The organism is Pseudomonas sp. GW822-FHT02D10, assembly GCF_058802345.1.
The window spans coordinates 31,274-54,949 of record NZ_JBXAOB010000025.1 but is presented as its reverse complement, the minus strand read 5'-3'; the positions used below and the strand labels follow the sequence as shown (position 1 = coordinate 54,949).

Annotated in this window: 26 protein-coding genes; 5 read left to right on the top strand and 21 right to left on the bottom strand. The window is 59.0% G+C overall.

Translation table 11 applies throughout. The annotated features are described in order from the left end of the window. Positions 1 to 205 precede the first annotated feature (205 nt). Positions 206 to 1,447, bottom strand: a complete 1,242-nt coding sequence (locus AC1RPZ_RS26145; protein ID WP_493140640.1) for an MFS transporter — start codon at positions 1,445 to 1,447, stop codon at positions 206 to 208. Between the two features lie 152 nt (positions 1,448 to 1,599). Between AC1RPZ_RS26145 and AC1RPZ_RS26140 the strand changes: the two genes are divergently transcribed. The 3 genes from AC1RPZ_RS26140 (at position 1,600) to AC1RPZ_RS26130 (ending at position 3,618) form a co-directional block, all read left to right on the top strand. Further along, complete coding sequence (locus tag AC1RPZ_RS26140; RefSeq protein WP_493140634.1) at positions 1,600 to 2,493, top strand: LysR family transcriptional regulator; 894 nt, start codon at positions 1,600 to 1,602, stop codon at positions 2,491 to 2,493. Positions 2,494 to 2,613: 120 nt separating this feature from the next. After that, a complete protein-coding gene (locus AC1RPZ_RS26135) occupies positions 2,614 to 3,057 on the top strand; it encodes a DUF2846 domain-containing protein (RefSeq protein WP_493140632.1) in 444 nt (147 codons plus the stop codon). 177 nt (positions 3,058 to 3,234) lie between these two features. Further along, positions 3,235 to 3,618 carry a type II toxin-antitoxin system PemK/MazF family toxin gene (locus AC1RPZ_RS26130; protein WP_493140630.1) on the top strand — a complete coding sequence of 128 codons (384 nt, stop codon included), beginning with the start codon at positions 3,235 to 3,237 and terminating at the stop codon, positions 3,616 to 3,618. Between the two features lie 253 nt (positions 3,619 to 3,871). Here the strand turns inward: AC1RPZ_RS26130 and AC1RPZ_RS26125 are convergent, their stop codons facing one another. Together AC1RPZ_RS26125 and AC1RPZ_RS26120 are read right to left on the bottom strand one after the other, a co-directional pair. After that, the gene (locus AC1RPZ_RS26125) at positions 3,872 to 4,126 is read right to left on the bottom strand and encodes a hypothetical protein (RefSeq protein ID WP_493140628.1); all 255 of its coding nucleotides are present in this window, start codon (positions 4,124 to 4,126) and stop codon (positions 3,872 to 3,874) included. A gap of 33 nt (positions 4,127 to 4,159) precedes the next feature. Beyond that, positions 4,160 to 4,543: a DUF6124 family protein gene (locus AC1RPZ_RS26120; RefSeq protein ID WP_493140626.1), complete on the bottom strand. Its 384-nt coding sequence runs from the start codon at positions 4,541 to 4,543 to the stop codon at positions 4,160 to 4,162. A gap of 460 nt (positions 4,544 to 5,003) precedes the next feature. On the opposite strand from AC1RPZ_RS26120, the gene AC1RPZ_RS26115 reads away from it, so the two are divergent. Both AC1RPZ_RS26115 and AC1RPZ_RS26110 read left to right on the top strand, forming a co-directional pair. Then, complete coding sequence (locus tag AC1RPZ_RS26115; protein WP_493140624.1) at positions 5,004 to 5,603, top strand: helix-turn-helix transcriptional regulator; 600 nt, start codon at positions 5,004 to 5,006, stop codon at positions 5,601 to 5,603. After that, positions 5,593 to 6,471: a queuosine precursor transporter gene (locus AC1RPZ_RS26110; RefSeq protein ID WP_493140622.1), complete on the top strand. Its 879-nt coding sequence runs from the start codon at positions 5,593 to 5,595 to the stop codon at positions 6,469 to 6,471. Before AC1RPZ_RS26115 ends, AC1RPZ_RS26110 begins: the two co-directional genes overlap by 11 nt. A 53-nt stretch (positions 6,472 to 6,524) precedes the next feature. Here AC1RPZ_RS26110 and queC read toward each other — a convergent pair whose 3' ends face one another. The 18 genes from queC to AC1RPZ_RS26020 form a co-directional block, all read right to left on the bottom strand. Beyond that, positions 6,525 to 7,223 carry a 7-cyano-7-deazaguanine synthase QueC gene (gene queC / locus AC1RPZ_RS26105; protein WP_493140620.1) on the bottom strand — a complete coding sequence of 233 codons (699 nt, stop codon included), beginning with the start codon at positions 7,221 to 7,223 and terminating at the stop codon, positions 6,525 to 6,527. 217 nt (positions 7,224 to 7,440) lie between these two features. After that, positions 7,441 to 8,667: a beta-ketoacyl-ACP synthase gene (locus AC1RPZ_RS26100; RefSeq protein WP_493140618.1), complete on the bottom strand. Its 1,227-nt coding sequence runs from the start codon at positions 8,665 to 8,667 to the stop codon at positions 7,441 to 7,443. Further along, a complete protein-coding gene (gene fabG, locus AC1RPZ_RS26095; protein ID WP_493140616.1) occupies positions 8,667 to 9,395 on the bottom strand; it encodes a 3-oxoacyl-ACP reductase FabG in 729 nt (242 codons plus the stop codon). The genes AC1RPZ_RS26100 and fabG overlap by 1 nt, the downstream gene beginning before the upstream one ends. Further along, a complete protein-coding gene (locus tag AC1RPZ_RS26090) occupies positions 9,392 to 9,868 on the bottom strand; it encodes a hotdog family protein (protein ID WP_493140614.1) in 477 nt (158 codons plus the stop codon). Before AC1RPZ_RS26090 ends, fabG begins: the two co-directional genes overlap by 4 nt. Then, entirely contained in the window at positions 9,865 to 11,061 is a 1,197-nt protein-coding gene (locus AC1RPZ_RS26085; RefSeq protein WP_493140612.1) for a beta-ketoacyl-[acyl-carrier-protein] synthase family protein, read from the bottom strand. The genes AC1RPZ_RS26090 and AC1RPZ_RS26085 overlap by 4 nt, the downstream gene beginning before the upstream one ends. After that, positions 11,058 to 11,543 (bottom strand): hypothetical protein, encoded by a 486-nt coding sequence (locus AC1RPZ_RS26080; RefSeq protein WP_493140610.1) that lies wholly within the window; start codon positions 11,541 to 11,543, stop codon positions 11,058 to 11,060. The genes AC1RPZ_RS26085 and AC1RPZ_RS26080 overlap by 4 nt, the downstream gene beginning before the upstream one ends. After that, a complete protein-coding gene (locus AC1RPZ_RS26075; RefSeq protein ID WP_493140608.1) occupies positions 11,543 to 12,283 on the bottom strand; it encodes a class I SAM-dependent methyltransferase in 741 nt (246 codons plus the stop codon). Before AC1RPZ_RS26075 ends, AC1RPZ_RS26080 begins: the two co-directional genes overlap by 1 nt. Beyond that, entirely contained in the window at positions 12,280 to 13,527 is a 1,248-nt protein-coding gene (locus AC1RPZ_RS26070; protein ID WP_493140606.1) for an NAD(P)/FAD-dependent oxidoreductase, read from the bottom strand. Before AC1RPZ_RS26070 ends, AC1RPZ_RS26075 begins: the two co-directional genes overlap by 4 nt. After that, a complete protein-coding gene (locus AC1RPZ_RS26065; RefSeq protein ID WP_493140604.1) occupies positions 13,514 to 14,674 on the bottom strand; it encodes a cation:proton antiporter in 1,161 nt (386 codons plus the stop codon). Before AC1RPZ_RS26065 ends, AC1RPZ_RS26070 begins: the two co-directional genes overlap by 14 nt. Beyond that, positions 14,671 to 17,010 (bottom strand): MMPL family transporter, encoded by a 2,340-nt coding sequence (locus AC1RPZ_RS26060; protein ID WP_493140603.1) that lies wholly within the window; start codon positions 17,008 to 17,010, stop codon positions 14,671 to 14,673. Before AC1RPZ_RS26060 ends, AC1RPZ_RS26065 begins: the two co-directional genes overlap by 4 nt. Next, the gene (locus AC1RPZ_RS26055; RefSeq protein WP_493140601.1) at positions 16,994 to 17,593 is read right to left on the bottom strand and encodes an outer membrane lipoprotein carrier protein LolA; all 600 of its coding nucleotides are present in this window, start codon (positions 17,591 to 17,593) and stop codon (positions 16,994 to 16,996) included. Before AC1RPZ_RS26055 ends, AC1RPZ_RS26060 begins: the two co-directional genes overlap by 17 nt. Then, positions 17,590 to 18,015: an acyl-CoA thioesterase gene (locus tag AC1RPZ_RS26050; RefSeq protein ID WP_493140599.1), complete on the bottom strand. Its 426-nt coding sequence runs from the start codon at positions 18,013 to 18,015 to the stop codon at positions 17,590 to 17,592. The genes AC1RPZ_RS26055 and AC1RPZ_RS26050 overlap by 4 nt, the downstream gene beginning before the upstream one ends. Next, positions 18,008 to 19,552 (bottom strand): HAL/PAL/TAL family ammonia-lyase, encoded by a 1,545-nt coding sequence (locus AC1RPZ_RS26045; RefSeq protein ID WP_493140598.1) that lies wholly within the window; start codon positions 19,550 to 19,552, stop codon positions 18,008 to 18,010. Before AC1RPZ_RS26045 ends, AC1RPZ_RS26050 begins: the two co-directional genes overlap by 8 nt. Continuing rightward, complete coding sequence (locus AC1RPZ_RS26040) at positions 19,533 to 20,480, bottom strand: lysophospholipid acyltransferase family protein (protein ID WP_493140596.1); 948 nt, start codon at positions 20,478 to 20,480, stop codon at positions 19,533 to 19,535. Before AC1RPZ_RS26040 ends, AC1RPZ_RS26045 begins: the two co-directional genes overlap by 20 nt. After that, positions 20,477 to 21,211, bottom strand: coding sequence for a glycosyltransferase family 2 protein (locus AC1RPZ_RS26035; protein ID WP_493140594.1), 735 nt, complete (start codon positions 21,209 to 21,211; stop codon positions 20,477 to 20,479). The genes AC1RPZ_RS26040 and AC1RPZ_RS26035 overlap by 4 nt, the downstream gene beginning before the upstream one ends. Next, positions 21,204 to 22,883, bottom strand: coding sequence for an ApeI family dehydratase (locus AC1RPZ_RS26030; protein WP_493140592.1), 1,680 nt, complete (start codon positions 22,881 to 22,883; stop codon positions 21,204 to 21,206). Before AC1RPZ_RS26030 ends, AC1RPZ_RS26035 begins: the two co-directional genes overlap by 8 nt. Continuing rightward, on the bottom strand, positions 22,880 to 23,425 hold the full coding sequence (locus AC1RPZ_RS26025) for a COG4648 family protein (RefSeq protein WP_493140590.1): 546 nt from the start codon (positions 23,423 to 23,425) through the stop codon (positions 22,880 to 22,882). Before AC1RPZ_RS26025 ends, AC1RPZ_RS26030 begins: the two co-directional genes overlap by 4 nt. Next, positions 23,422 to 23,676 (bottom strand): acyl carrier protein, encoded by a 255-nt coding sequence (locus AC1RPZ_RS26020; RefSeq protein WP_493140588.1) that lies wholly within the window; start codon positions 23,674 to 23,676, stop codon positions 23,422 to 23,424. Before AC1RPZ_RS26020 ends, AC1RPZ_RS26025 begins: the two co-directional genes overlap by 4 nt.

Sequence of the window (23,676 nt, the reverse complement as noted above, 5' to 3'; positions counted from 1 at the left end):
GGCCAAGGACGGTAAAGATTTCAAAGACCCGTTTTCCAGTAGACCGTAAGGCTGCTCCGCTTAAGTGAACAGCATTAGGCCAATGCCGGGCGCTTTTGTTTCTAATGTGGGAGCGAGCCTGCTCGCGATAGCGGTGTATCAGTCACCCAATGTATTGGCTGACACTCCGTCATCGCGAGCGGGCTAGCTCCCACAGGGATTTGCGTCAGGCTTTGACTCCACCGAGCGGCGGCAACTTCGCCAGCTTCAACGCCACCAACAGTGCAATCACCAGCAACCCGCCAATGAACAGGCCGATACCGTTCCAGCCACCCAAGTGCCAGAACACCCCGCCCGCCGTGCCGGCGATACTTGACCCGGCGTAGTAGCTGAACAGATAAAGCGACGAGGCCTGGCCCTTGGCTTTGGTGGCGCGGCGGCCGATCCAGCTGCTGGCCACCGAGTGTGCGCCGAAGAAGCCAAAGGTGAAGATCAGCATGCCGACGATCACCAGCGGCAATGGCGTGAGCATGGTCAGTGCAAGGCCTGCGAGCATCAGCACGATCGTTGCCCACAGGACTTTGCGCCGGCCAAGCTTGTCGGCCAATGCGCCGATTTTCGCCGAACTGTAGATGCCCGACAGGTAGACCACCGAGAGCAAGCCAACGAAGGCCTGATCCATGTGGTAGGGCTCGGCCAGCAGGCGATAGCCGATGTAGTTGAACAACGTGACGAACGCGCCCATCAGCACGAACGCTTCAAGGAACAGCCACGGCAGACCGGCGTCGCGAAAGTGCATGGTGAAGCCGTCGAGCAAGCTGCGCGGATGCATCGAGCGCGAGCGGAAGTTGCGCGATTCGGGGAGGATTTTCCAGAACACCGCCGCGGCAATCAGCGCCAGTCCACCGATGACCAGCATCGCGGTGTGCCAGTTAACGAAGTCAATCAATACGCCGACGATCAGCCGGCCGCACATCCCGCCAATCGCGTTACCACCGATGTACAGCCCCATCGCCAGGCCGATGTGCTGCGGATGAATCTCTTCGCTCAGGTAAGTCATGGCCACCGCCGCCAGCCCGCTGAGGGATAGTCCGACCAGCGCCCGCATCACCAGCACGCCTTGCCAGCTCGGCATCATCGCACTGGCAAGGGTGCACAACGCTGCCGCAAACAGCGCTGCGACCATCACCGGTTTACGGCCGATGCGGTCGGAGATCGGGCCGGTGATCAGCAGGCCGATGGCGAGCATACCGGTGGCCACCGACAGGATCAGGCTGCTCTGCGCCGCGTTGATCGAAAACTCACGGGAAAACAGCGGCATCATCGGCTGCACGCAGTAGAGCAAGGCGAAGGTCGCGAAACCGCCGGAGAACAGCGCCAGCACCGTGCGCATGAACATCGGCGTGCCTTTTTCGATGTACACATCATTCAGCTGGGCGATCACATCGTCCAGCGCAGTCGGCGGCAATTCATGGGCGAGCGGGGCGACAGCAGTTTTCACGGGGGACCTCGGGAGAGCACGGCCAGGCAGGCAATGGAAAAATCATATAGCTGGCTAATGTTTCTATCCAATATATTGTTCGACCTGTTTGATAGGTTTAACGACCTAATGGAGTTTTCATGGAATTACGCCATCTGCGCTACTTCATCGCCGTCGCCGAAGAACTGCACTTCGGCCGCGCCGCACAGGTGCTGGGCATCTCTCAACCGCCGTTGAGTCAGCAGATTCAGGTGCTGGAACAGGAAGTCGGCGCCCGCTTGTTCGAACGTACCAATCGTCGGGTCGAGCTCAGTGAAGCCGGTCGGTTGTTCCTAGAAGAGGCTCGGCTGGTGCTGGCCCAGGTCGACAAGGCCGCCGACGTCGCCCGCCGAGCGCAACTCGGCGAGTTGGGGGAATTGAAGATTGGTTTCACCTCATCGGCACCGTTCAACTCGACCATCCCGCAGGCGATCTTCTCGTTTCGCCAGCGCTTCCCGGCCGTGCATTTGAACCTGCGGGAAATGAGCAGCACCCAGGTCGCCGAGGCGCTGGTGGACGAGTCGATTCAGGTCGGGATCATGCGGCCATTGCCGCTGCCGGATTCGCTGGAGGTGGTCGAGTTGACCCGCGAGCCACTGGTGGCGGTGCTCAGTTCCAAGGATCCGCTGGTGGTCGGCAGCGAGGAAGGGCTGTTTCTGTCAGCGCTGGCCCACGAGCCCTTCGTGTTCTTCCCACGCAGCTACGGCAGTGGTCTGTACGCGCAACTGCTGAGCCTGGCGCGCGATGCCGGGTTCAGTCCGCACTTCGCCCAGGAAGCCGGTGAAGCCATGACCATTATCGGCCTGGTAGCGGCAGGGCTCGGGGTGTCGGTGTTGCCGGCGTCCTATCAGCGGATGCGGATCGACGGCGTGGTCTATCGGCCCTTGCTCGACCCGCTGGCGATGTCGGCCGTGTGGCTGGTGCAGCGCAAGGATCAGAAATCACCGATGGCCAAGGCGTTTGTCGAGTTGCTGACGCGTAAGACGGCACCTTAGCGGCAGTCGCATTACGTGCTGATAAAGTGACTACCGTTTTTTTTTGATGATGGCCCATTGCCTTTTATCAGGTGCTGCCGATAACGGGTTGTTGGACTTATCAAAAAATGGAGATACACGATGTTCAAGCAGTTCACCTTCGCCGCTTTGATGGCAATGACCGCCCTTACCGCTGGCTGCGCTTCGGTAAAAATGGCTGACGACAACCAGGACGCTCAAGCCAAGACGTTTCAGGTCAGCCCCGACAAAGCCAACATCTACGTCTATCGCAACGAAAGCATGGGCGCCGGCGTGAAAATGCCCGTCGCGCTCAATGGCAAGCCAGTAGGGCAGACCGTCGCCAAGTCTTACCTGATGCTCACTGTCCCGGCGGGTCAGCAGACGTTGGTCTCTTCGGCAGAAAACGATTCCGAATTGAAACTCACGGCTGAAGCCGGCAAAAACTATTTTGTCTGGCAGGAAGTGAAAATGGGCTTCATCAAGGCCCGCAACAACCTGCAAGTCGTCGATGACAAAACCGGTCGTGCCGGTGTCAGCGAAAGCAAGTTGATTCAAGCGCAGTAAGGTTCCTGTCGCTCCCGCCAGTGGTGCGGGAGCGGTTCAATCAAGCGCTTATCCCACCGATTTTGCGTTCTCTGAATGATACCGGTGCGGCATAGATGGACATTTCAAGTAACGGATCACGTCTAGGGAATCGCTCCTTCTGTGCGCAGAATTGATTCTTTTTGACGGGTGACATGGATGCCACTTCAGTATCAACCAAGAGAAGGCAGTGTACTGATTTGTGATTTCAGGGGCTATGAAGTGCCGGAGATGGTCAAAGTCAGACCTGTTGTCGTTGTACGTAAGCACCGAAGCAATCGGCTGTTGGTTACCGTTGTACCGTTGAGTACCACGGCACCGGATTCGGTGCTTCAGCATCACCTGGAGTTAGAAAGCCATCTTCAGGGCGGGAGTCCGACGTGTTGGGCGAAATGCGACATGCTTGCCACGGTCAGCCTTCTGCGGCTTGACCGAATCAAGCGAAAAAATCGCCAAGGGAAGCGTGTTTACGAAATCTCACAACTTTCAGACGAAGAGTTCAGGGCAATCAAAGCGGCTGTACGCAGTGCTCTTGGGCTCTGATGGTTGTGAGTCTGAAGCGGCTGGCGATTTGCCGGCGGTTGCTGCTGACCTGATTTCGGGCAATACTGCCCACGTTCCCGAAAGGGGCTTGTGAGACTCTGAGGATCCTGGGCAACCAGCCATCGCAGAGCCAGGCAGGTACAAGGCGATGACAAGCCGACCTGTTTGTGAAAGGGCGCCGAAAGGCGCCCTTTGTCGTATAGCCCTTTGTCGTATAAAAGCAGGCGACCTCACTGAGGTCGCCTGTTTTTTTCTACGCCGAAACCTGCGCCTGTAATCGTCGCCCGACGACATCCAGCAAATCGCAGCCATCGCGCAATGACGTCACCAGCACCCGCGCCAGCTCACTATGAATGCCCTCGCTGAACGCGAAACACTCCAGCAGTTGGGTTGCGGTGCGGATGCGGTAGGCCGCGGTGTCGTGCAACACGTCCAGTGGTGCTTCGGTGTCGATCAGCAATGATGGGATGGTGCAGTCGATGCCGGTGATAGGCATATATCGATCCATGAAAACCTCCACTCGGTAAAAGAATACGACCACTCAGTGGGCGCTGTTGGACGGAACTTCAGGCAACCCCTCGGGCGGGTCCAGGTTGTCCAGCGCCCGGTTTACCAACAACTCGCCCAGTAAGGCCAACTGTTGAATCGCCAGCGCCATATTGCGGCGCGAACCTTCAAGTTCGGAGGCGAAGTCGGTGGTCATGACGTTCAGCGAGGCCAGGGCTTCACAGGCGTGGCAGAGCAGGGATTCCGTGTCGACATTCGGGATGATCGTGAAGACGTGGCTGACCGGGTCGGGACGGCCTGGATTGCGCAGGCGAGCGCTGACGCTGCGTTCGGCGACCTCGGAGCGTTTGGATAAATCGGTGGTGTCGACGGAGGAAAGGTCTGGCGATTGCGGGGAGTTGGGTGTGGTCTTTTTCATGACGGAGCTCCTTGCAAGTTTTAATAAGTGTAAGTTTCAGGTGGTCATCCGGAACTTGGTTGACCACTGTACGCGGGTTGGGGATGCGGTAAAGTTATTTGTAGAAAAATAATAAGGTTAATCAAATAAGTGAACATTTGAGTAATTAAATGATTAATACATGACTGGCCGTTAGGTTTTTTCGCGCAATACACCGCCTACAATAAACAGGCTATGTTAGCTGCCGAGACTGTGCTGTCCATGAACTCATGTGCGCTTCCTTGTTTCTGTAAGAGATTTCTCTGGTTCGGAGGTGTTCTAGGCTGTGAAACATTATCTAACGGTTGTTCGGTGTGTTTTTGATATTATTTTTTGTACGTGATCTATACATGTAGGATGCTGGTGACATAAAAAGGCTTCACCCGAGTGTTCAGTTCGGATATGCAGTTTTTTGTAATGGCAGGCAAATGGTAAATATGCAATGCACAAGAAAGAAAAAACAGAGAATCTGAAAAATAATATTAAGTATTTGATAAAAAGTCGCGGAGAAACACAGCTATCTTTGTGCAACTCCATTGGTTTGACCAGGACTACGATATATAACATTCTGGAAGGAAAGGTAGTAAATGTACAGCACTCCACAATTCGCAAAATTTCTGATTTTTTTGGGGTTTCGTATAAAGAAATAGAAAGTGTGGATTTTGAGGAGAAAGAAATAATAGAAAGCAGTGTTTCCCTACAAGGAAACATGAATCCATCGGCGGTCCCTGTAATAAAAGAGAGTTTGCTGATTCAGAGTCTGGATAAACGAATTGGTGAGCTGGCCACAGTTTTTCCACTTACTTATTATTTCGGTGCGGCTTGCAATTTGATAGGTGTGCTCCTAGAAAATGAAATTAGTGGCGTGAATGGGGTAGGCGATTTGTTGATAGTGAAAAAAGGCCTAGTGAATAACGATAGAGAAAAGATTGCTTACGACAAAAATACAAAGAGGCTGTTCATGACGTATAACTCTTTTTTTGATTCGGATGTTATTTGTATTATAGGGGAAGTGGTAGAGGAAAGATTTAATGGTAAGTAGTAATGGGGTCGAAAATAGCAAATACAAGTTGTTGGGGTTTGAAAATAGCAAGAGCCTTGCTGTAATTATGGTTATTTCGACAGGAAAAGTTGTTAAGGTAAAATTAAATGAATTGGTTAATAGTGAAATAATAGATAATTTAAATAAAATAGAAATAAAAGATATATATAGAAAGCTTTATTCTCGTGGAGTGGCATTGACCGCATACGAAATGGCTGATCGGCATGAAAGTTTATGGGTGATTTATGTTGTTCTCAATTTGCTGCTGTTTGCACTTTACATTTTTGCGAATGTTGCTGCGACAAAACTGATTTATTTAGAACGGTTTGATGCTGTTATTCCTCTTGCCGTGTTTCTTTATCCACTGACGTTTTTAATAGTTGATTTATTGAACGAATTTTATGGTCTTAGACTTGCTAATAGAGCTATCTTATTTGTTTTGTCAAGTAATGCTCTGATTGTTATTTTGCTTGGGGCTTCGACCTATTTTCCAGGGTTGCCTGGTTGGAAACTTGATGCGCCCTATAATGAGGTTATTAGCCATGTGTCGTCTGTGCTAGTAGCGTCCTCTGTGTCCTTTCTTTTTTCTGAATACGTAAACTCGTACTTGCTGTGTAAAATAAAAGAGCTCACAAATTCCAGGTTTCTATTTTTACGAGTATTTTTTAGTACTTTTTTTGCAGTGATAATAGATAGCTTTCTTTTTTGCTTGATTGCATTTTATGGCACTATGCAAAACAGCGATATACTCAATATAGTTTATGTTCAGATAGCTATAAAAATGTGTTTTGCTGTTTTTAATATTTTGCCCGCCTATGGAGCAAGGTCCTTATTTAAAAAGTATATGGCTGGAGCCCAAGCCGCATAAAAACAGGGGGGTGGATTGGCTGTTAACAATCCATTCCCCCTGCAATAGGTTGGCTATCGTAAGTTTAGTTTGTCTTTTAGGCTATTCATGATCTCTGTTTTGTTCTCCAAGTACGCGTTCAACCCTTTTGCGCGGAGATTACAAGCATCACAGTTGGCGCAGCCACTTCCCTGTAGTCCGTTGTAGCAAGACAGTGTGTGGTAGCGAATCAGGTCCAGCTGTTTGTGATAGTCGGCCAACGCCCAGGTTTCCGCTTTATTCAGCCACATAAGCGGCGTTTCAATGCGCAATTTATAGTCCATGCCCAATTCAATGGCGTTATTCAAAGCCTTGACAAATTCATCCCGACAATCTGGATAGCCAGAGAAATCTGTTTCACAAACACCCGTGATTACAGTTTCAGCACCCACTTGATAGGCGTAAATAGACGCCAAGGTCAAAAACAGAATATTCCTGCCAGGGACGAAAGTGTTTGGCACACCTTCCCCGGAGCTATTTGTAATTGGGACTGGAATGTTGTCGCGGGTTAAGCTGCTGATGGCCAGTTCATTGAGCAATGAAGCGTCCAGTACTTTGTGATTTATCACGGCAAGCTTTTTCGAGAGGTGTAGCGCCACTTCAATTTCCGCACGATGGCGCTGGCCATAATCAAACGTAATGCAGTGGATTTCATCGTAGAGCGGCAATGCATGGATCAAGCAGGTTGTTGAGTCTTGTCCACCACTAAAAACGATAACCGCTTTGTTGTTCATGTTTTTTCATCCTTGGGGTATCCCGGCATTGAGCTGCGGGGCATTGACCCTACCGAGAAGCTCAAGCTGTGGCTGTGGGACGTTTCCGAAATGCCGTGCTCCGTTTTCTGTTTGTGTCATTTCTTTGCGGGGGGACATGAAAAGATCGCAGCCTGCGGCAGCTCCAAAAATCGGTGAAGCTGCCGCAGGCTGCGATCTTTTGATCTTGATGGGGCGCTTACGACCAGCGCCGAAAGATCAGCGACGTATTAACCCCACCAAAAGCGAAGTTGTTGTTCATCACATACTGGCAGCTCATCCGGCGGAACTCGCCGCGCAGGTAATCCAGTTCGCCGCAGCGCGGGTCGACGTTGTCGAGGTTGAAGGTGTGCGCGTACTGGTCGCTGTTCATCATTTCGATGCTGAACCAGGACTCCAGCGCACCGCAGGCGCCCAGGGTGTGGCCGAGAAAACTTTTCTGCGAGCTGATCGGCATGTGGCTGCCGAACAGGCTGTGGGTGGCCAGGGTTTCCGCAATGTCGCCCTGCTCGGTGGCGGTGCCGTGACCGTTCACGTAGCCGATGGCCGAGGGCTCAAGAGCTGCGTCTTCCAGCGCCAGTTCCATGGCCCGACGCATGGTGGTTTGCTCCGGGCGGGTGGCGTGCTGGCCGTCGGCGTTACTGCCAAAACCAACGATTTCGGCGTGAATGTGCGCACCGCGGGCCAGCGCGTGTTCGAGTTCTTCGAGCACCAGCATGCCGCCGCCTTCACCGATCACCAAACCGTCGCGAGCACTGTCGTAAGGCCGTGGGCTGGTGTGCGGTGCATCGTTTTTCAGGCTGGTGGCGTAGAGCGCGTCGAACACCATGGCTTCGGTCGGGCACAGCTCTTCGGCGCCGCCGGCGAGCATCAGCGGCAGGCGGCCGAACTTGATCGCCTCGTAGGCATAACCAATGCCCTGGCTGCCACTGGTGCAGGCGCTGGAAGTCGGGATCAGCCGCCCGGTAAGGCCAAAAAAAATGCTGATATTGGCGGCCGTGGTGTGCGGCATCATCCGCACGTAAGAGTTGGCGTTCAGGCCTTCAGCCACCGAGTTGAGCAGCATCTTGCCGAACGCCTTGATTTCGTTGGTGCTGCCGGTGGATGAGCCGCAGGACACGCCCATGCGGCCGTCCTTGATCGACTCGTCACCGAGCAGGCCGGCATCGGCCAGTGCCCGTTCTGCCGCGCCGACCGCCAGCCGGGAAACCCGGCCCATGCTGCGCAACTGCTTGCGGGTCCAGTGGCTCGGGACCTGGAAATCATCGATGGGACCTGCCAGGCGCGTGTTCAGCTCGGTGAAACGATCCCACTCATCCATGCGCCGGATGCCGCTGCGGTTGGCCTTGAAGTTAGCGCAGAGGGTCTCCCAGTCGCTGCCCAACGAGGTGATGCCGGCCATGCCGGTGACGACGACACGCTTCATCAGCACAGGCCTCCGTTGACGGCCAGGACCTGCCGAGTGATATAGCCCGCCTCGAAGGACATCAGGAAATTCACGGCGCTGGCCACTTCTTCAGGGGTGCCCATGCGTTGTGCAGGGATCATTTTCAACAGTTCTTCCACAGGGACGTTTTCGTCGAGCATCGCCGTGTCGATCAGACCCGGAGCGACGCAGTTGACGGTGATTTTGCGTTTGCCCAGTTCGATCGCGAGGGCCTTGGCGGCACCGATCAACCCGGCCTTGGAGGCGCTGTAGTTGACCTGCCCACGGTTGCCGATCAACCCGGACACCGAGGTGATGCAAACGATTCGCCCGGCGGCGCGCCGACGAATCATCGGCATCATCACCGGGTGCAGCACGTTGTAGAAACCGTCGAGGTTGGTGCGCATCACCACATCCCAGTCGTCCTCGCTCAGGGCCGGGAAGGCGCCGTCGCGCGTCAGACCGGCGTTGAGTACCACGCCGTAATAGGCGCCGTGGGTTTCCACGTCGGCTTCGAGAATCGCCTTGCAGCGGGCGCGATCCGACACGTCGAATTGCAGGATGCGCGCACGGCGTCCCAAGGCTTCGACTTCGGCCTGCACCGCTTCGGCGTCGCTGCGGCCGCTGCGGCAATGCAGCACCAGATCAAAGCCGGCCTGGGCCAGACGCAGGGCGATGGCGCGGCCGATACCGCGGCTGGAGCCGGTGACCAGTACGGATTCAGTCATGACTGGGCTCCATTAGTTTTTGAAGAAGGGGATTCGTGTAGATATTGAGCGGCCTGAGGCGGACAGAACACATTCAGACGGGCCATGGCATGAATACCAGGGGCCGTCAGGTGACACTCGAAGACACCCATGCCGTTGTCGTCTTCGAGCGAACGCAGGGCATGGATCGTCAGTTCGCTGCCGACCGGGAAGTGTTCCACATTGCATTCGAATTTACGCGTACCGAGCAGGAAACCCAGCTCAACCGCATTGCCTTGCGTGCGTGCGCGACAGCCGGCGTACGCGGCCACACTTTGCGCCATCAGCTCGATGCCGACCCAGGCCGGCAAACTGCCGTCGGGCTGGTTGAACAGGCCGCCAGGTTTGACGGTGAGGCGGGTGTGAATCTGTTCTTCGTCGAACGACAGCACCTGATCGATAAGGATCATGTCGCCCGCGTGGGGCAGTAGTTCGGCGAGGGGCCAATCAATCATTCGGCGTCTCCGATAATCAGGCTGACGTTGTTGCCACCAAAGGCAAAGGAGTTACTCATCAGGCAGCGTGTGGTGCTCTGTTCCAGTCGGTCAGCGGCGCTGACAAAGCTTAGCGCCGGCAGCCGCGGGTCGGGCTGGCCGTCCCAGACATGAGGTGGCAGCGCGTGTTCGGTATTTTCGCTGCTCAGGCTCAACCAGCAGAACGCCGCTTCCAGCGCTCCGGCCGCGCCGAGCGTGTGGCCGGTCATTGGTTTGGTCGACGAGCAAGGTACGCCCGCCGGGAACAGCGCGTTCACCGCCAGGCTTTCCATGGCGTCGTTGTGTTGGGTGGCGGTGCCGTGCAGGTTCAGGTAGTTGATCCGCTCAGGCGGTAGGCCGGCGCTGTGCAGGGCCTTGTTCATTGCGTGCAGAGCGCCGCGGCCGGTGGGTTCCGGAGCTGAAATATGGTGCGCATCGGAGCTGGCGCCACTGCCCAGCAGGGCAATCGGTTGGCTGCTACCGAGGTTTTTGCTCATCAAGAAAAGTACCGCCGCTTCGCCGATGTTGATGCCGTTGCGGTTGACCGAAAACGGATTGCAGCGCTGTTCGGATACCGCATCCAGCGCCGAAAAACCGTTGAGGGTCAGTTTGCACAAACTATCGACGCCGCCACACAGCACGGCATCACACAGGCCCAGGTCGAGCAATCGCCGGGCACTCATCAAGGCGCGGGCGCTGGAGGTGCAGGCCGTGGAAATCACATAGGCCGGACCGCTCAGTTGCAACCAGTCGGCAAGGAAGTTCGCCGGTGCGCTGAGTTCCTGTTGTCGATAGTCATACTCAGGCGGGAACTGATGGTCGCGGATGTAATGAGTGATCCCGCGACTGCCTTCGTCGATCCCCGAGGTGCTGGTGCCCAGAACGATGCCGATGCGTCCACGGCCGTAGGTTTGAATCGCTTGATCGATGTCTTCGCGGATTTGCAGCGTGGCTTCCAGCAGCAGTTGGTTGTTGCGGGTGTTGTGCTGGTTCAGCTCGGCCGGGATCGCGGCCAACTCAGCGTGTACCGCCGCGGCCGGCAGCGAACGCTCAGGCACCCAGCGGGCCTCGACGCGTATGCCCGAGCAGTCGCCGGCAAACAGGTTGCGGGCGACTTCGTGTTTGTTGCGGCCCAGGCTGCAGATCAGCCCGAGGGCGTTCAGGTAGGCCGTCATGGTGCAGTCTCGGCGGTTAGCGGGGTGACGTGATAGTTCAGCTGTTCGGGCAGCGTCAGAACGAAGTCCGACGGGGTTCGATACAGCACCTGCCAATGCGGCGTCAGCGAGCGTAAAGCGGCGTGGTGTCGGGCGGCAGGATAATTATTGAGCAACTCGGGCTCGGGTGTCAGGGCGAACAACAGCGCCGCAAATAACTGACGCGCTTCCGGGTTGGGCGGTAGCAAGCCGTCGGCCTGCCACTGATTGTCGACCAGACGCTGGCGAGCCACAGGAATGCCCAGTGGGTCCATCAGCGACCAGCGAATGCCGGCACCTTCGCGCTGGATCACCAGCAACCAGTCCTGGCGCTGATCGGCCCGTCGCCGCTCGACATGCAATTGCAGCGGCAAGGCCAGCGTCGGGTTGCGCTCGGGCAGCGGCGGCTGGCTGGCGCAAGCGCTCAGCAGCAGGGCACAGCACACGAGCAGGAGGCGAATCATCAGCGCTTACCTTCGAGCGGTTTACGGGCAACCACGTTGACCAGGGTTTCTTCCCGTTGACCAAGTGGTTTTGGGCGGCGCAGTCCAAAGCGTTCGAGCAGGCCGAAATCCTTTGCGCGACTCCACCATAGATAAGGGTAGGACACGTTTTGTGGGCCGAATTCAAAACCCTGCTGGCGAATCATCCGCAAATACCCGTCGGCGCTCTTTTGCACGTGCATCGGGTGGCGGAACAACCAGCGAATCACCCAGGTATCGATGTAGGCTTCGGTGGACTCGGCAAACAGCAAATAGCCGCCCGGCTTGAGCACCCGATAAAACTCGGCGAGGGCTTGTTCCTGTTGCACCAGGTGGTGGAAGGTCTGGTGGCAGAACAGCAAGTCAACGCTGGCATCCGGCAGCGTGAGGGTCGCGCAGTCGCTGCCGATCAGCTCGACGTCGATGTTCTGGCGCTGTGCCTCTTCGCCGCTGAGCATGAGGCTGTGCGGGTCGGCGTCCAGACCGATCAGACGCTGCGGGGCAAACACCTGACGCAGGTACTGGAACGACTTGCCCTGACCGCAACCCGCGTCCAGCAGTACCGGATGGTTCGGCAGCTCTTCACTGAACAACGTGCGCAGGTCGTTGATGGCCACCCGCAGCACGTGGTGCTGCCAGGTGAAGCTGCGCAGGAACCAGAAACCGAAGCGGGTTTCTTCGACGTAACTGTCGCTGAGGTACTGTTGTTCGGTGCCGCTCACGTTGCATCGCTCGCGCAAATCTCCGACAGCATGCGCAACCGGCGCTTGGGCTCGCTGACGAACGGATTGCGTTCGTCCCAGGCGTAGCCGGCGAGGATCGCGCTGATCATCCGACGGATTTCCGGTGTGCCACCCTGGTGGTAGATCACATCCTGGAAGGTCCCCGCGTACCAGCCTTCGACGTAACAGCGGAATGTGTCGACGCCACGCTTCAGTGGCTCGGCAAATTCGCGCTGCCAGTCCACGCTTTCGCCTTGCAGTTGGCGATGCAGAACGCTGGCGGCCATGCTCGCCGAACGCATGGCGATGGTCACCCCGGAGGAAAATACCGGGTCGAGGAATTCTGCCGCGTTGCCGAGCAAGGCGAAGCCCGGGCCGTGCAAGGTTTTGACGTTGGCCGAGTAGCCGCCGATGGTCCGCGCGGGGGTGTCCCATTTCGCGTTTGTCAGCACCTTGGCAAGGCTTGGCGTTTCAGCGATGAAGCCGCGCAGGCACGCGTCGAGATCGTCGCCGCGGCCTTCGAAGTGTTCGGCTGCGGCGACCACGCCCACCGAACAGCGGCCCTGGCTGAACGGGATGGTCCAGAACCAGATATCGCGCTGGGTCGGGTGGGTGGTGATGAGGATCTTTTCACGGTCGAAGTGCGGGCTGTCGATGTGGTCTTCGACATGGGTGAACACCGCTTGGCGTATCGGGAAATTCGACGGTGCTTCAAGGTCGAGCAAGCGTGGCAATACGCGGCCATAGCCGCTGGCATCGAGCACGAAATCGGCTTCGAGACGGTATTCGCTGCCGTCTTCACGGCGAGCGCCGAGCTGGGGTTTGGCCAATTCGAAGTTGGCACTGGTGATCGTCTCGCCGTAGCGGATTTCCACCCCTTGCAGCGCTGCCTGATCGGCCAGCAATTTGTCGAAGTCACCGCGCAGCACCTGGAAGGTGGTCGGCTTGCCGTTGCTGAAGGTGTCGCCGAAATCGAACGTGCTGTAGCGCTCGCCCCAGGCGAATGCCGCGCCGTTTTTCAGCTGAAACCCGGCCGCTTGCACCGCTTCGAGCATGCCGGCTTCTTCGACGAAATCCAGGCAATGCGAGAGCAGGCTTTCACCAATGGAAAACCGTGGGAAGTGCTGACGTTCAATGATCAACACGTCATGGCCGTTACGCTTGAGCAGCGCGGCGGCGATGGCGCCCGATGGGCCGGCACCGATAACGATGACCTGGCGACGTTCCGTATCAACTGTTGGCACTGGAGCTCCTGGCCGGGGCGGCGACCTGTGAGGGAATTCGGCGCATACCGGCGAGTGCCGGCAGCAGCGTTGCGATCAAACCCATCAGCATCAGCGCAAAATACAGCGCCGGGCTGATCAGCTGTTGTTGCAGCAGCAGGTTGAGAAAGACGATCTCGCTCAAGCCGCGAATATTCAACAGCAGACTTTCGCGCCAGCGGCTGGCGCCGACAAACGATGCGCCGGCCCAACCGAGGCCGAGCCAGTTACCCAACAGTTTGCTGACGATGGGAAACACCAGCAGCGCACCGAGCTGTGCCCAACTGAGGCTGTCCATGGCGCTGTGCACGTTGATCTGCACAATGCCGAAGGTCAGGATCAGCGGTATCGCGATGCCGTTCTGCAGGCGGCTCATCAAGGCTGCCGATAACGGTAGCACCAGCGGTAGCTTGAGAGCAGCCATGCACAACAGATAACCGATGCCGAAAATCAGCGCATTGAGCTTGTAGTGTTCCGCCACCACCAGCAGCGCGAAGAAGCCCAGGCTGTGCAGCAGCGGTTGGCGCAACCCGAGCACACGCAGCAACAACGGCAGGCAGGCGCCGGCCAGCGGCAGCAACAGGCTGCTCAGGTGCAGGCTGCCTTGGGCGAAGGCGAACAGGCTCCAGCAGGTCAGGTCGATGAGGATCGCGGTCTGCACCAGTCGGCGGGTAGCGGCCGGTGGATAATTGATGTGTCGCAGGTACAGATACAACACCGGAATGGCTGTGATTGCGAACAACAGGCCGACCGCCAGCGAGCTCAACCATGGCTGATCCGGCAGCAGCCCAATGGCCGTCGCCAGACCACAGATGAACGGAATGCCGAAACTCGGCAAGGCGATTTTCAGGCTCTGGCGATCCAGCTTCAGGTCGATCACGTCGCTGAGGATATGCCCCAGCAGCAGCGCGAAGCTCAAGCTGTAGAGGTTTTTCAGCCAGCCCGGCGAGACCAGCTCGACACCGCTCAACTGCCAGAACGGTTCAATCCAGAAATACATCAACAGCGGCAGGCCGAAGGTTGCCAGCAGCAACTGGCTGACAATCGGGATCAAACCCAAATGACGCCCAATGCGAGTCGCCACGGCAAACAGTGCCAGGGCCAGCAGCCAGAACAGCACGATCATCATGCTGCCGGCTCCGTCACTGGTGCGGCGTGCGTCGAAGGTTTGGCCCACGGCGCGAGGATGAAACTGAAGGCCAGTCCAAGGCTCACCGAAAGACCGAAGTTGCTCACCGCCGGCGTGCTGGAAATCGCCAGCAGCCCAAACGACAGCCACGTGGTCGCTGCTGCCAGCAGCGTGCCCAGCAGGCTCACGGCGGCACCGCCGATCTGCTCGCGCATGAGGATCGCGTAATCGACACTGATCGCCGTCACCAGCAGCAGCCCGAACACGCTGAACAGTGTCAGCGGTTGCCCCAGCCAACCGAGGCTGGCCAGGCTGCACAGCGCCGCCAGCAATGGCAGCGCGACGAGCCGCAAGGCGCCGCCAAAACCGAAAGGCAGAATCAGCAGCAGCACGATCAGTACGCAGGACAGCAGCTTCAGTTCAGCGGCGCTGATCTGGGTGGCGGCAAAGACTTTGTTCAGGTCGTCCAGGCGGTCCACCAACTGCACACCTGGCAGGTCCAGCGCTTGCACCCGCAGCAACGCGGCATCGTTCAAGCCTTGCAGGCTGACCATCGCCGCCACGCCGTCATCCGAGGCGCCGAGCCATAGCGGGCGCCACGGCTCGGCCAAGGGGCCGACCAGCGCCGCGTCAACGTCTTCGACCGGTAGCGCTTGCAACTGTGCCAGTTCGGCTTGCAACGCGGTGGTCGGGATACCGAGGTCGAGCAACGGTTGCCAGTATGTCGGCAGTTTGTTCAGGGCTTCGCGAACCTGTTGCTGCTCGGAAGGCAGACTGACCAGCTGACTCAGCGCCAGGTAGCCTTTGAGCTTGTCCAGATTGACCAACTGATCCAGCCGTTCACTGAGGGCTTTCTGGCGTTCGAACAGTTGCTGCTGATTGGCCGCGCGCACCAGGAAAAACTGGCTGGTCGGTTGATAGCCGGTGATCCGTGCAATGGTCTGCGCTTCGTTCATCAACTGCGGCGGCGCACTGACCCACTGACGGATGTCGTTTTTGCTGGTCAGGTGCCACAGGCCGCCGGCACAAAAGGCCAGGACCAACACCAGCAGGACCGAACTGCGCACGCGTTTGAGCAACGCTTCACGCACACTCACTAAAAACTCGGCTACCCGCAAGGGCCACTGTGCGGGTCGCAGGTCCGTGCCCTTGAGCAGCGCCGGCAACAAGCAAACCGCCGACAGGTACGCGCCGAGCAAACCGGCAGCAGAGAACACGGCAATCTGGGTCAACGCCGGGAACGGTGTCCAGGCCAGTGCCAGATAACCGATGCAGCTGGTGGCCAGGCTCAGGGTCAGCCCCGGCAAGGTCACGCGCAGTGCAGGCCAGCTGTGCCAGGGTTTCAGGCTCCAGCTCTTGGACAGGTAATGCAGCGGGTAGTCGACTGCGACGCCGATCAGGCTCGACCCCAGCACCAGGGTCATCACGTGCATATGGCCAAACAGCGCAACGCAGGCCACCGAGCCAAACAGCATGCCGACCAGAACGGGAACGAAGGCCAGCAACACCCGAAGCCTGCGGAACGCCAACAACAGCAGCAACAGAATGCCGAAAGTTGCACCACCGCCGACCCAGGTGATCTCGCGGGTCGCTTGTTGTTGACCGTTGGCGGCGTACAGCAGGCCACTGGCGGCCAGCAGTTGCACGTCGGCCTGTGCCGCTTCTTCGCGGCTGTGCTTGAGCAGTTCGGCGACTTTCAGTGGCAGGCGCATGTCGAACGCGTTGCCGCTGGTGCGGGCCCGCAGCAATACCCAGCTTTTGCCATCGGCGTCGGCGACCAATGCGCCGCTGCCAATGTCCAGTTGCACTGAGCCGTGCTGCGGCTGGCTGTTCTGAATGCGTCCGGTCAGACCCAGCCAGTCATCCTGGCTCGGCACCAGGCTGAAACCGGTAAAGGGATCGAACAGCGCTTGTACACGTTGCTGGATGAAGGCTTGCGGCTGCTCGATCAGCTGTTGCCGATCGGCGGCCGAGAGCATCGCCAGCCGACCTTGCAGCAGTTGCGTGCGTAGCGCCGGCAGGTCGGCTTGCAGGTTCCATTGGACCTTTTCGAAGACGCCGCTGGCCAGCCACTGTTCGCCGAGTTTTTGCGTCATGGCGATGGCTTGCTGACGATCGGTGTGCCCGACCAGTACCAGCATTTCGCGGTTCAGCGGCTCCTGCATGCGCTGTTCGGCCTTGAGCTCCAGCGCATCCGGCGCGGTGCCCGGCACCAGATCCATCAGGTTGGCCGACAGCGGTGCGCCGTCGTGCCATTGCCAGCCGGCGAGTGCGAGCACCGCCAGCAGCAGGGTCAAGAATAGCCGTGGGAGCCTCCGTTCACTCGGCAAAGTCATGTTGCTCCGCATCGCTCAGTGGGGTGGCGCTGGTGGTGTCCTGCATGCGCAAAACGGTGCTGTCGCCCTGGGTTTCCAGCAACTCGATGCGCTGCACCAGTTCGCCGCCGTCGATGTTGATCTGATTGAACACCTGCTTGAGCAGCATCGAACGCGGGGTCAGCGTGAGTGTCCAGTGCTGCGCTTCGCCGCTCAGCGACAACTCGAAATCCCGTTGCAGCCCGCTACTGTCACCTTGCAGTACAGCGAGGAAGATGCGGTTCTGCTCGGCACCGGCACTTTTGCCCGGGAGCATTTGCCAGCCGCTGCCGTCACGCCGCGCGATGCCCTTGGTGCTGATCCGGTAATCCTGTTGCAGTGGAGTCTTGAGCAACCACAGCAAACCGTGATCCCTGGCCAGCACGAACGTGCCCTTGCTGGTTAGTGGTTGCGGCAGGGCACGCAGGTGTTTTTCCTGGATGAAGCTGCCGTGGATTACGCTGGGTTTGGCCAGTTGATCGCTGAGTTGTTGCAGGTCGAAGGCGTTTGCCAGCGTTGAAAACCCCAGTAACAGCAGTAGGCCGAAAGGTTTGAACAACCTCATGGCAACATCCTCTCGACCGCGTCGGTAAACACCTTCGGCGACGCCAGTTGCATCTCGCGGCTGGCGACGTGTACGGCGACCTGCACCGAGCTGGCGCGGGTCAGGCGTTCACCAGTGGCGAGGTCGCTGATCAGGTAACTGATCTTCAGACGGTTTTCCCATTCCACCAGACTGGCGCGGACGTTGAGCGTCTGGCCGAACACTGCGCCGCGCACGTAACGCAGTTGCAGGTCGATCACCGGCCACGCGTAGCCGGACTCGAGCATGGCGGTGTAGTTGTGGCCGAGCTGGTCGAGCAGGGCGCAGCGGGCGACTTCCAGGTACTTCACGTAATGGCCGTGCCAAACCACGTGCATGGAATCGACATCGAAAAACGGCACGAGGATTTGCGTATCGGCGTGAAGCACTCCCTTGCTACGCATGCAGCCTCCAGTGTTGTTCGGCGATGCGTTGCAGACACAGACGCAGTTCACCTTCCAGGGCGCGGTCTTCAATGACCGGCGGGAAATCCTTGGCGAGCTCTTCGTGCATCGCTGCCAGCGCCGGCGGCAATGGCCGGGCGTCTTCTGCCTGGCTGCGCAGCCAGACCCCTTGGTTGGCCGCCAGCAGCGTTGCGGCGGCCACTTGTTCGGTCAGTTCCAGTACACGGATCGCATCACGGGCGGCGATGGTGCCCATGCTCACCTTGTCCTGGTTGTGGCATTCGGTGGAGCGCGAGAACACGCTGGCCGGCATGGTGTTTTTCAGCGCTTCGGCGGTCCAGGCGCTGGTGCCGATCTGCACCGCCTTGAAGCCGTGGTTGAGCATCGCGCGCTCGGCGCTGGCGCCCGACAGGTTGCTCGGCAAACCGTGGTTGTAGCGTTCGTCCACCAACAGCGCGAGCTGACGGTCGAGCAGGTCGGCAACGTTGGCCACGAGGTTTTTCAGGCTGTCCATGGCGAAGGCGATGTGCCCGCCGTAGAAGTGCCCGCCGTGCAGCACGCGCTCGGCTTCGGCGTCGATGATCGGGTTGTCGTTGGCGCTGTTGAGTTCGATCTCGATGAACGAACGCAGCCAGTTCAGGCTGTCGGCCAACACGCCGAGCACATGTGGGGCGCATCGCAGCGAATAGCGATCTTGCAGGCGATGCAGCGGTGCGGTCGGCGCGTCGATTGCCAGATCCTTGCGCAACCACGCGGCAACCTGCATTTGGCCCGGATGCGGCTTGGTGGCGAACAGGCGTTCGTCGAAGTGCTCCGGGTTGCCTTGCAGGGCGACCACGTTCAGCGCGGTGATGCGCGTCGCCAGTTGCAACAGGTAGTCGGCACGGGCGAAGGCCAGGCAGGCGAGGCCGGTCATCACCGCCGTGCCGTTCATCAGCGCCAGCGCTTCCTTGGGTCGCAGCACCAGTGGTTCCCAGCCGAGTTCGCGGTGTACGTCGGCGGCCTGCCGGCGTTCGCCCTTGAACAGCACTTCGCGCTCGCCGGACAAGGTCGCGGCCACGTAAGACAGCGGCGTCAGATCACCGCTGGCGCCCACCGAACCCTCTTCCGGGATCAGCGGCAGAATGTCCTGTTCGAGGAACGCGTGCAGGCGCTCCAGCAGCTCGATGCGAACCCCGGACACGCCGTGGCACAGCGACTGCAAACGCGCTGCGAGGACCGCGCGGGTGGCTTGGGCGTCGAGCAGCTTGCCCAAACCGCACCCGTGAAAGGTGTACAGATGACGCGGCAGTGCTTCGACGTGGTGCAGCGGCACCGCAACTACGCAGGAGTCGCCGTAACCGGTGGTCACGCCGTAGATCACGCCTTCCTTGTCCAGCAACGAATCGAGGAACCGTGCGCCCTTGGCGATGCGCTCACGGTATTCGTTGTCGCTTTGCAGTTGCACGGGCGCTTGACGGTTGGCCAGGGCCAACACGTCTTCGATGCGCAAAGGGAGTTCGCCGAAGGTTACCGGCTCAAGCAGATGCGTCGTCATCGGTCTTCCAGAATGGGTAAAAGTTGAACCATTGTTGGGGCGCTTCGAGACAGCACTGGCCGAGGCGTTCGGCGTAGCGCGTGGCCCATTGGTGAATCACTTGCTCGCGGTCGCTGCGCTTCCACACCACCGCATCGGTGAAGGGCTCGATGATCAGTCGATAATCGCCCGTTGGTTTCTTCAGGCACAGCAGAAAATTGACCGGACACTTCAACAGACCGGCCAGCAGCCACGGACCTTGGGGAAATGCAGCCGGATGACCGAGGAAGTCCACCGTCACGCTGCGCCCGCCGTGCAGCGGTACGCGGTCGCCGGCAATCGCCAGCCACTCGCCACGCTCCAGGCGCTGGCTCAGTTGCAGCATGATCACCGGGTCCAGTTCGCTGACCTGGATCAGCCGCAAATTGGTCGCGCCGGCTTCGCCCAGCAGGCGATTGAAACGCTCGGCGTGTTTGGTGTGCACCAGCACGTTCATGGTGACCCTTTCACCGAGTTCGGCGAGGGCCCGGCAGACTTCGAGGTTGCCCAGGTGTGCGCCTACGAGCATCTGCCCGCGTGTGCCGCGCAACTGATTGCGCAACAGCGCTGGGTCAATGATTTCGATCTGTTCGATGCTCAGCTTGCCGTTCCACACGTCGAGCTTGTCGAGCATGGAATCGGCGAAGGCCATGAACTGGCCGAATACTCGCCAATGGGTCGGGCGCAGTTCGTTGCGACCGCTCCAGTCGGCGAGGCGCTGCTGGTAGTGCCAGGCGCTGTGGCGGGCGCTGCGACCAAACAGAAAAAAGTATAAAACGATGCCGTACAGCAGCGGGCTCAACAGCCGACGCCCCAGCACTTTTGCGCAGAACGCGGTGAATTTCATCAGCCAAAAGCTGCCGCGTTCCTTGTGATCGGCCCAGTGTTCGTTGTCTGCGTTGATGCTCATGCTCGCCACCGTCGCCAGAGGATTGCCGGCGCCCGTAGCAGCATGCCGAAGAACAGGCGGGTGTGCATGCTCGTAATCAGCACGTTGTCGCGGAACAGGCGAAAATGCGAGACGCCGTCCAGGGGGTAGTGAACCTTTGTCTGCACCCAGCGCATCGGCTGATTGCGCCAGGCCAGGCGCACAATGATGTCGGTGTCAAAGTCCATGCGTTTGCCGATCTTCACCGAGTGGATGAGCGCCAGGGTCGGGGGCAATGGATAGAGGCGAAAGCCACACATGGAGTCGCGAATCTGTAACGACAGAGTGTTGATCCAGACCATGACGTGAGTCAGATAGCGGGCGTACAAACGGCCCTTCGGCACGCTGGCATCGTAGAGCGGATAGCCGCAGATCAATGCGTCGGGATGGGCGCGCGACTGCTCGATAAAGGTCTCGACATTACTCAGGTCGTGCTGACCATCGGCGTCCACCTGCAAGACGTGACTGAAGCCCAGGCGCGAGGCTTCGCGAAACCCGCTCAGGACGGCGCCGCCCTTGCCCTGATTGACGGCGAGTCTGATCAGGAAAACCTGGTCACGCTGGGCCAGTTGCTCAAGCACCGCCGCACAGGCCGGGCTGCTGGCGTCATCCACCAGAATGCACGGCAGCTGGTTGGCGAGCAGCGCATTGACCACGGTGGTGATGGCGGTTTCGTGGTTGTAGACCGGGACCACGGCGCAGGGGTTATGCATGTGCAGTCTCCAGCAAAATCCGCCCACTGGAGCAGGTGGCCGTCTCATTGCGATAGGCGAAATACAACTTGCTACGTTGCGGGTCGAAGCGCAAGTGCAGCTGGACTTCATCGCCGGGGCGCAGCAGTTGCTGGAATTTCAGCACTTCCATACCGGCGAACTTTGCCGGCAGATCCATCAACCGCTGGCCCAGATTCAGTGCCCACTCGACTTGCACCACCCCCGGCAATACGGGGGTTTGTGGGAAGTGCCCACTGAAGTAAGCGAGGTCTGGCGGCACCGCCAGTTGCAGGCTCCACTCGCCGTCGACTTCGACCTGTTCCAACACCTGCGGCGCCTTTGGGCGGGATGCCAGCAGCAAGGCTTCAACTTCGGCCTGCGGTAGTTTGCCTTGGGCGTTCAGCGGCAGTTGGCGCAACAATCGCCAGCGGCGCGGCAGGGCCAGGGTTTCGCAATGTTGACTCAGGTGCTGGCGCAGTTCCTGGGTCAGCGTGCGTCGCCCTTGATTGCGCAACGCATGCAGACCTTGTTCGCTCAGCACCAGCAAGGCACCCAACGACGCACGATTTTCCTGAACCACGCCAAGGCGCGCTTCGGCGACCCAGTCGTGGGCCATCAGCGCCTGTTCGAGCATGGGCAGCGAGATGCGTTTTTCTTCCAGTTTGACGATCCGGTCCAGCCGCCCCAGCAGCTCGAAACGGCCGTCGGCGGCGATGCGCGCGGCGTCGGCGGTGTGTTCAACGTGGTCGACCGGCAAATAGGGTGAGGCGATGAGCAGGGCGCCGTCACGGTCCTGGCTGAGCACGACATCGGCAAAGGGCTGCCAGAGATCGTCGCCTTGACGCCAGGCAATGCCGCCGGTTTCCGAGCTGCCGAGAATCTCCGTTGGCCATTGTTGCAGGCGCTCGTGCAAGCGTTGCGCAGCCTCGGCCGGCAAGGCACCGCCGGAGGAAAACACCCGGCGGACTGCGCTCAAGGCCGGCCAGTCGAGGTTATCGCCCATGCGCTTGAGCAACGCCGGGCTGGCGACCCAGGCGAAGGCCGGGTGTTCGCGGCTGGTGCGCTGCAAGTCTTCCGGGAAAGCCAACTGCCTGCGTACGAACGGACGCCCGGCGCACAGCGGCCACAGCACCCGAAACAGCAATCCGTAGATGTGCTGGGTGCCGACGCTGCCGATGATGCAGGCATTGCCCAGGTCCGCGCCCCACAAGTGCTCCAGCGCCTGAACTTCATTGGCCAGTTGCCGCAGGGTTTTCTCGATGCGCTTGGGTTCGCCGCTGGAGCCGGAGGTGCACAGGCTCAGGTGACAGTGATCGAGGTCCAGTTCGGCGGCGGCCAGCGGCGTTTGCTGGAAGTCAGTCAGGTGTGCGTCGTCCGCCAGATCGGTCAGCCACAGATCGACTGCCGTCGACCAGCGCAGACGAGTCTGGGGTTGCAGGTCGGCGGGCAGCAGCACGCTGACCCCGGCACGCCAGGCACCGAGCAGGGCAATGGCCAGTTCAGCGGCGTCTTCCAGGTGCACGGCGATGCGCGTGACACCTTGCGCTTGCAGGCCGGCGGCGAGGCGCAGCGCCTGCTCACACAGGTCGGCGTGATTGAGCGCCGGACCGGCTGTGACGGCGCGCGCAGGTAGTGCCTTGAGCAACAGGTGCTCAAGTTTTATCCAATTCATGGGTGGCCTCGTACCCGTTGTCGTATGAGCCATTCAATGGCAAACAGCAGACCCATCAACCCGTAGGAGATCAGGCCGGTGTACAACATCCACCAACTCAACGGCGCCCAGAGAGTCAGGGCGGCGGCGAGCAAACCGTTACAGAGGAAAAACACACTCCAGGCGATCGTCACCTGGCGGGTATAAATAATGGCCTTATCCGGCAGATGCGGTTCGCGCAAACGCGCCAGCCGCTCGATCATTGGTTGCCCGAACTTCAGGCTCAGGCCAAACAGCACCAGCATGAAACTGCTCATCAGTACCGGATACCAGCGCAGCAACAACGGGCTGTCGAACAACGCCAGCAGCAGGCAAAAAGCAATGGCAACTACCGCCATCCAGACGCTGCCCGGACGTCGCTCGCCCAGCAGCGCACGGGCCAGCCACAATCCGCCCAGCAGCAGACCAAACTGCCATGGGGCGAAATGTTCCATGCCGAAATACACCGCAAAGGGGTACAGCAGGCCCGCGAGCAGCAGGCCGAGGCCGATCACTCGGCTCATGCGGCCGGTTGAACCAGACGGTAAACCGCCTCGACCACGTCGCCGACAGTACGCACCGATTTGAATTCCTCGGCGGCGATTTTCTTGCCGGTCTGGCGTTTGATGTGATCGATCAGATCGACCGCGTCGATGCTGTCGATTTCCAGGTCCTGATACAGGTTGGCATCCAGGTTCACGCGTTCGGGTTCCAGCTCAAAGAGTTCGACCAAGGCATCGCGCAGGGTGTTGAAAATGTCGTCACGAGTTTGCAT

What these genes read in the sequence shown, in the direction of transcription:
- AC1RPZ_RS26110 (WP_493140622.1), top strand. Translation starts at nt 5,593, where the DNA reads ATGGTAAGTAGTAATGGGGTCGAAAATAGCAAATACAAGTTGTTGGGG.
- AC1RPZ_RS26050 (WP_493140599.1), bottom strand. Translation starts at nt 18,015, where the DNA reads ATGCGTAGCAAGGGAGTGCTTCACGCCGATACGCAAATCCTCGTGCCG.
- AC1RPZ_RS26065 (WP_493140604.1), bottom strand. Translation starts at nt 14,674, where the DNA reads ATGATGATCGTGCTGTTCTGGCTGCTGGCCCTGGCACTGTTTGCCGTG.
- AC1RPZ_RS26040 (WP_493140596.1), bottom strand. Translation starts at nt 20,480, where the DNA reads ATGAGCATCAACGCAGACAACGAACACTGGGCCGATCACAAGGAACGC.
- AC1RPZ_RS26080 (WP_493140610.1), bottom strand. Translation starts at nt 11,543, where the DNA reads ATGATTCGCCTCCTGCTCGTGTGCTGTGCCCTGCTGCTGAGCGCTTGC.
- AC1RPZ_RS26085 (WP_493140612.1), bottom strand. Translation starts at nt 11,061, where the DNA reads ATGACGGCCTACCTGAACGCCCTCGGGCTGATCTGCAGCCTGGGCCGC.
- AC1RPZ_RS26035 (WP_493140594.1), bottom strand. Translation starts at nt 21,211, where the DNA reads ATGCATAACCCCTGCGCCGTGGTCCCGGTCTACAACCACGAAACCGCC.
- AC1RPZ_RS26030 (WP_493140592.1), bottom strand. Translation starts at nt 22,883, where the DNA reads ATGAATTGGATAAAACTTGAGCACCTGTTGCTCAAGGCACTACCTGCG.
- AC1RPZ_RS26100 (WP_493140618.1), bottom strand. Translation starts at nt 8,667, where the DNA reads ATGAAGCGTGTCGTCGTCACCGGCATGGCCGGCATCACCTCGTTGGGC.
- AC1RPZ_RS26055 (WP_493140601.1), bottom strand. Translation starts at nt 17,593, where the DNA reads ATGAGGTTGTTCAAACCTTTCGGCCTACTGCTGTTACTGGGGTTTTCA.
- AC1RPZ_RS26120 (WP_493140626.1), bottom strand. Translation starts at nt 4,543, where the DNA reads ATGAAAAAGACCACACCCAACTCCCCGCAATCGCCAGACCTTTCCTCC.
- AC1RPZ_RS26135 (WP_493140632.1), top strand. Translation starts at nt 2,614, where the DNA reads ATGTTCAAGCAGTTCACCTTCGCCGCTTTGATGGCAATGACCGCCCTT.
- AC1RPZ_RS26115 (WP_493140624.1), top strand. Translation starts at nt 5,004, where the DNA reads ATGCACAAGAAAGAAAAAACAGAGAATCTGAAAAATAATATTAAGTAT.
- AC1RPZ_RS26125 (WP_493140628.1), bottom strand. Translation starts at nt 4,126, where the DNA reads ATGGATCGATATATGCCTATCACCGGCATCGACTGCACCATCCCATCA.
- AC1RPZ_RS26045 (WP_493140598.1), bottom strand. Translation starts at nt 19,552, where the DNA reads ATGACGACGCATCTGCTTGAGCCGGTAACCTTCGGCGAACTCCCTTTG.
- AC1RPZ_RS26140 (WP_493140634.1), top strand. Translation starts at nt 1,600, where the DNA reads ATGGAATTACGCCATCTGCGCTACTTCATCGCCGTCGCCGAAGAACTG.
- AC1RPZ_RS26025 (WP_493140590.1), bottom strand. Translation starts at nt 23,425, where the DNA reads ATGAGCCGAGTGATCGGCCTCGGCCTGCTGCTCGCGGGCCTGCTGTAC.
- AC1RPZ_RS26090 (WP_493140614.1), bottom strand. Translation starts at nt 9,868, where the DNA reads ATGATTGATTGGCCCCTCGCCGAACTACTGCCCCACGCGGGCGACATG.
- queC (WP_493140620.1), bottom strand. Translation starts at nt 7,223, where the DNA reads ATGAACAACAAAGCGGTTATCGTTTTTAGTGGTGGACAAGACTCAACA.
- fabG (WP_493140616.1), bottom strand. Translation starts at nt 9,395, where the DNA reads ATGACTGAATCCGTACTGGTCACCGGCTCCAGCCGCGGTATCGGCCGC.
- AC1RPZ_RS26060 (WP_493140603.1), bottom strand. Translation starts at nt 17,010, where the DNA reads ATGACTTTGCCGAGTGAACGGAGGCTCCCACGGCTATTCTTGACCCTG.
- AC1RPZ_RS26020 (WP_493140588.1), bottom strand. Translation starts at nt 23,676, where the DNA reads ATGCAAACTCGTGACGACATTTTCAACACCCTGCGCGATGCCTTGGTC.
- AC1RPZ_RS26130 (WP_493140630.1), top strand. Translation starts at nt 3,235, where the DNA reads ATGCCACTTCAGTATCAACCAAGAGAAGGCAGTGTACTGATTTGTGAT.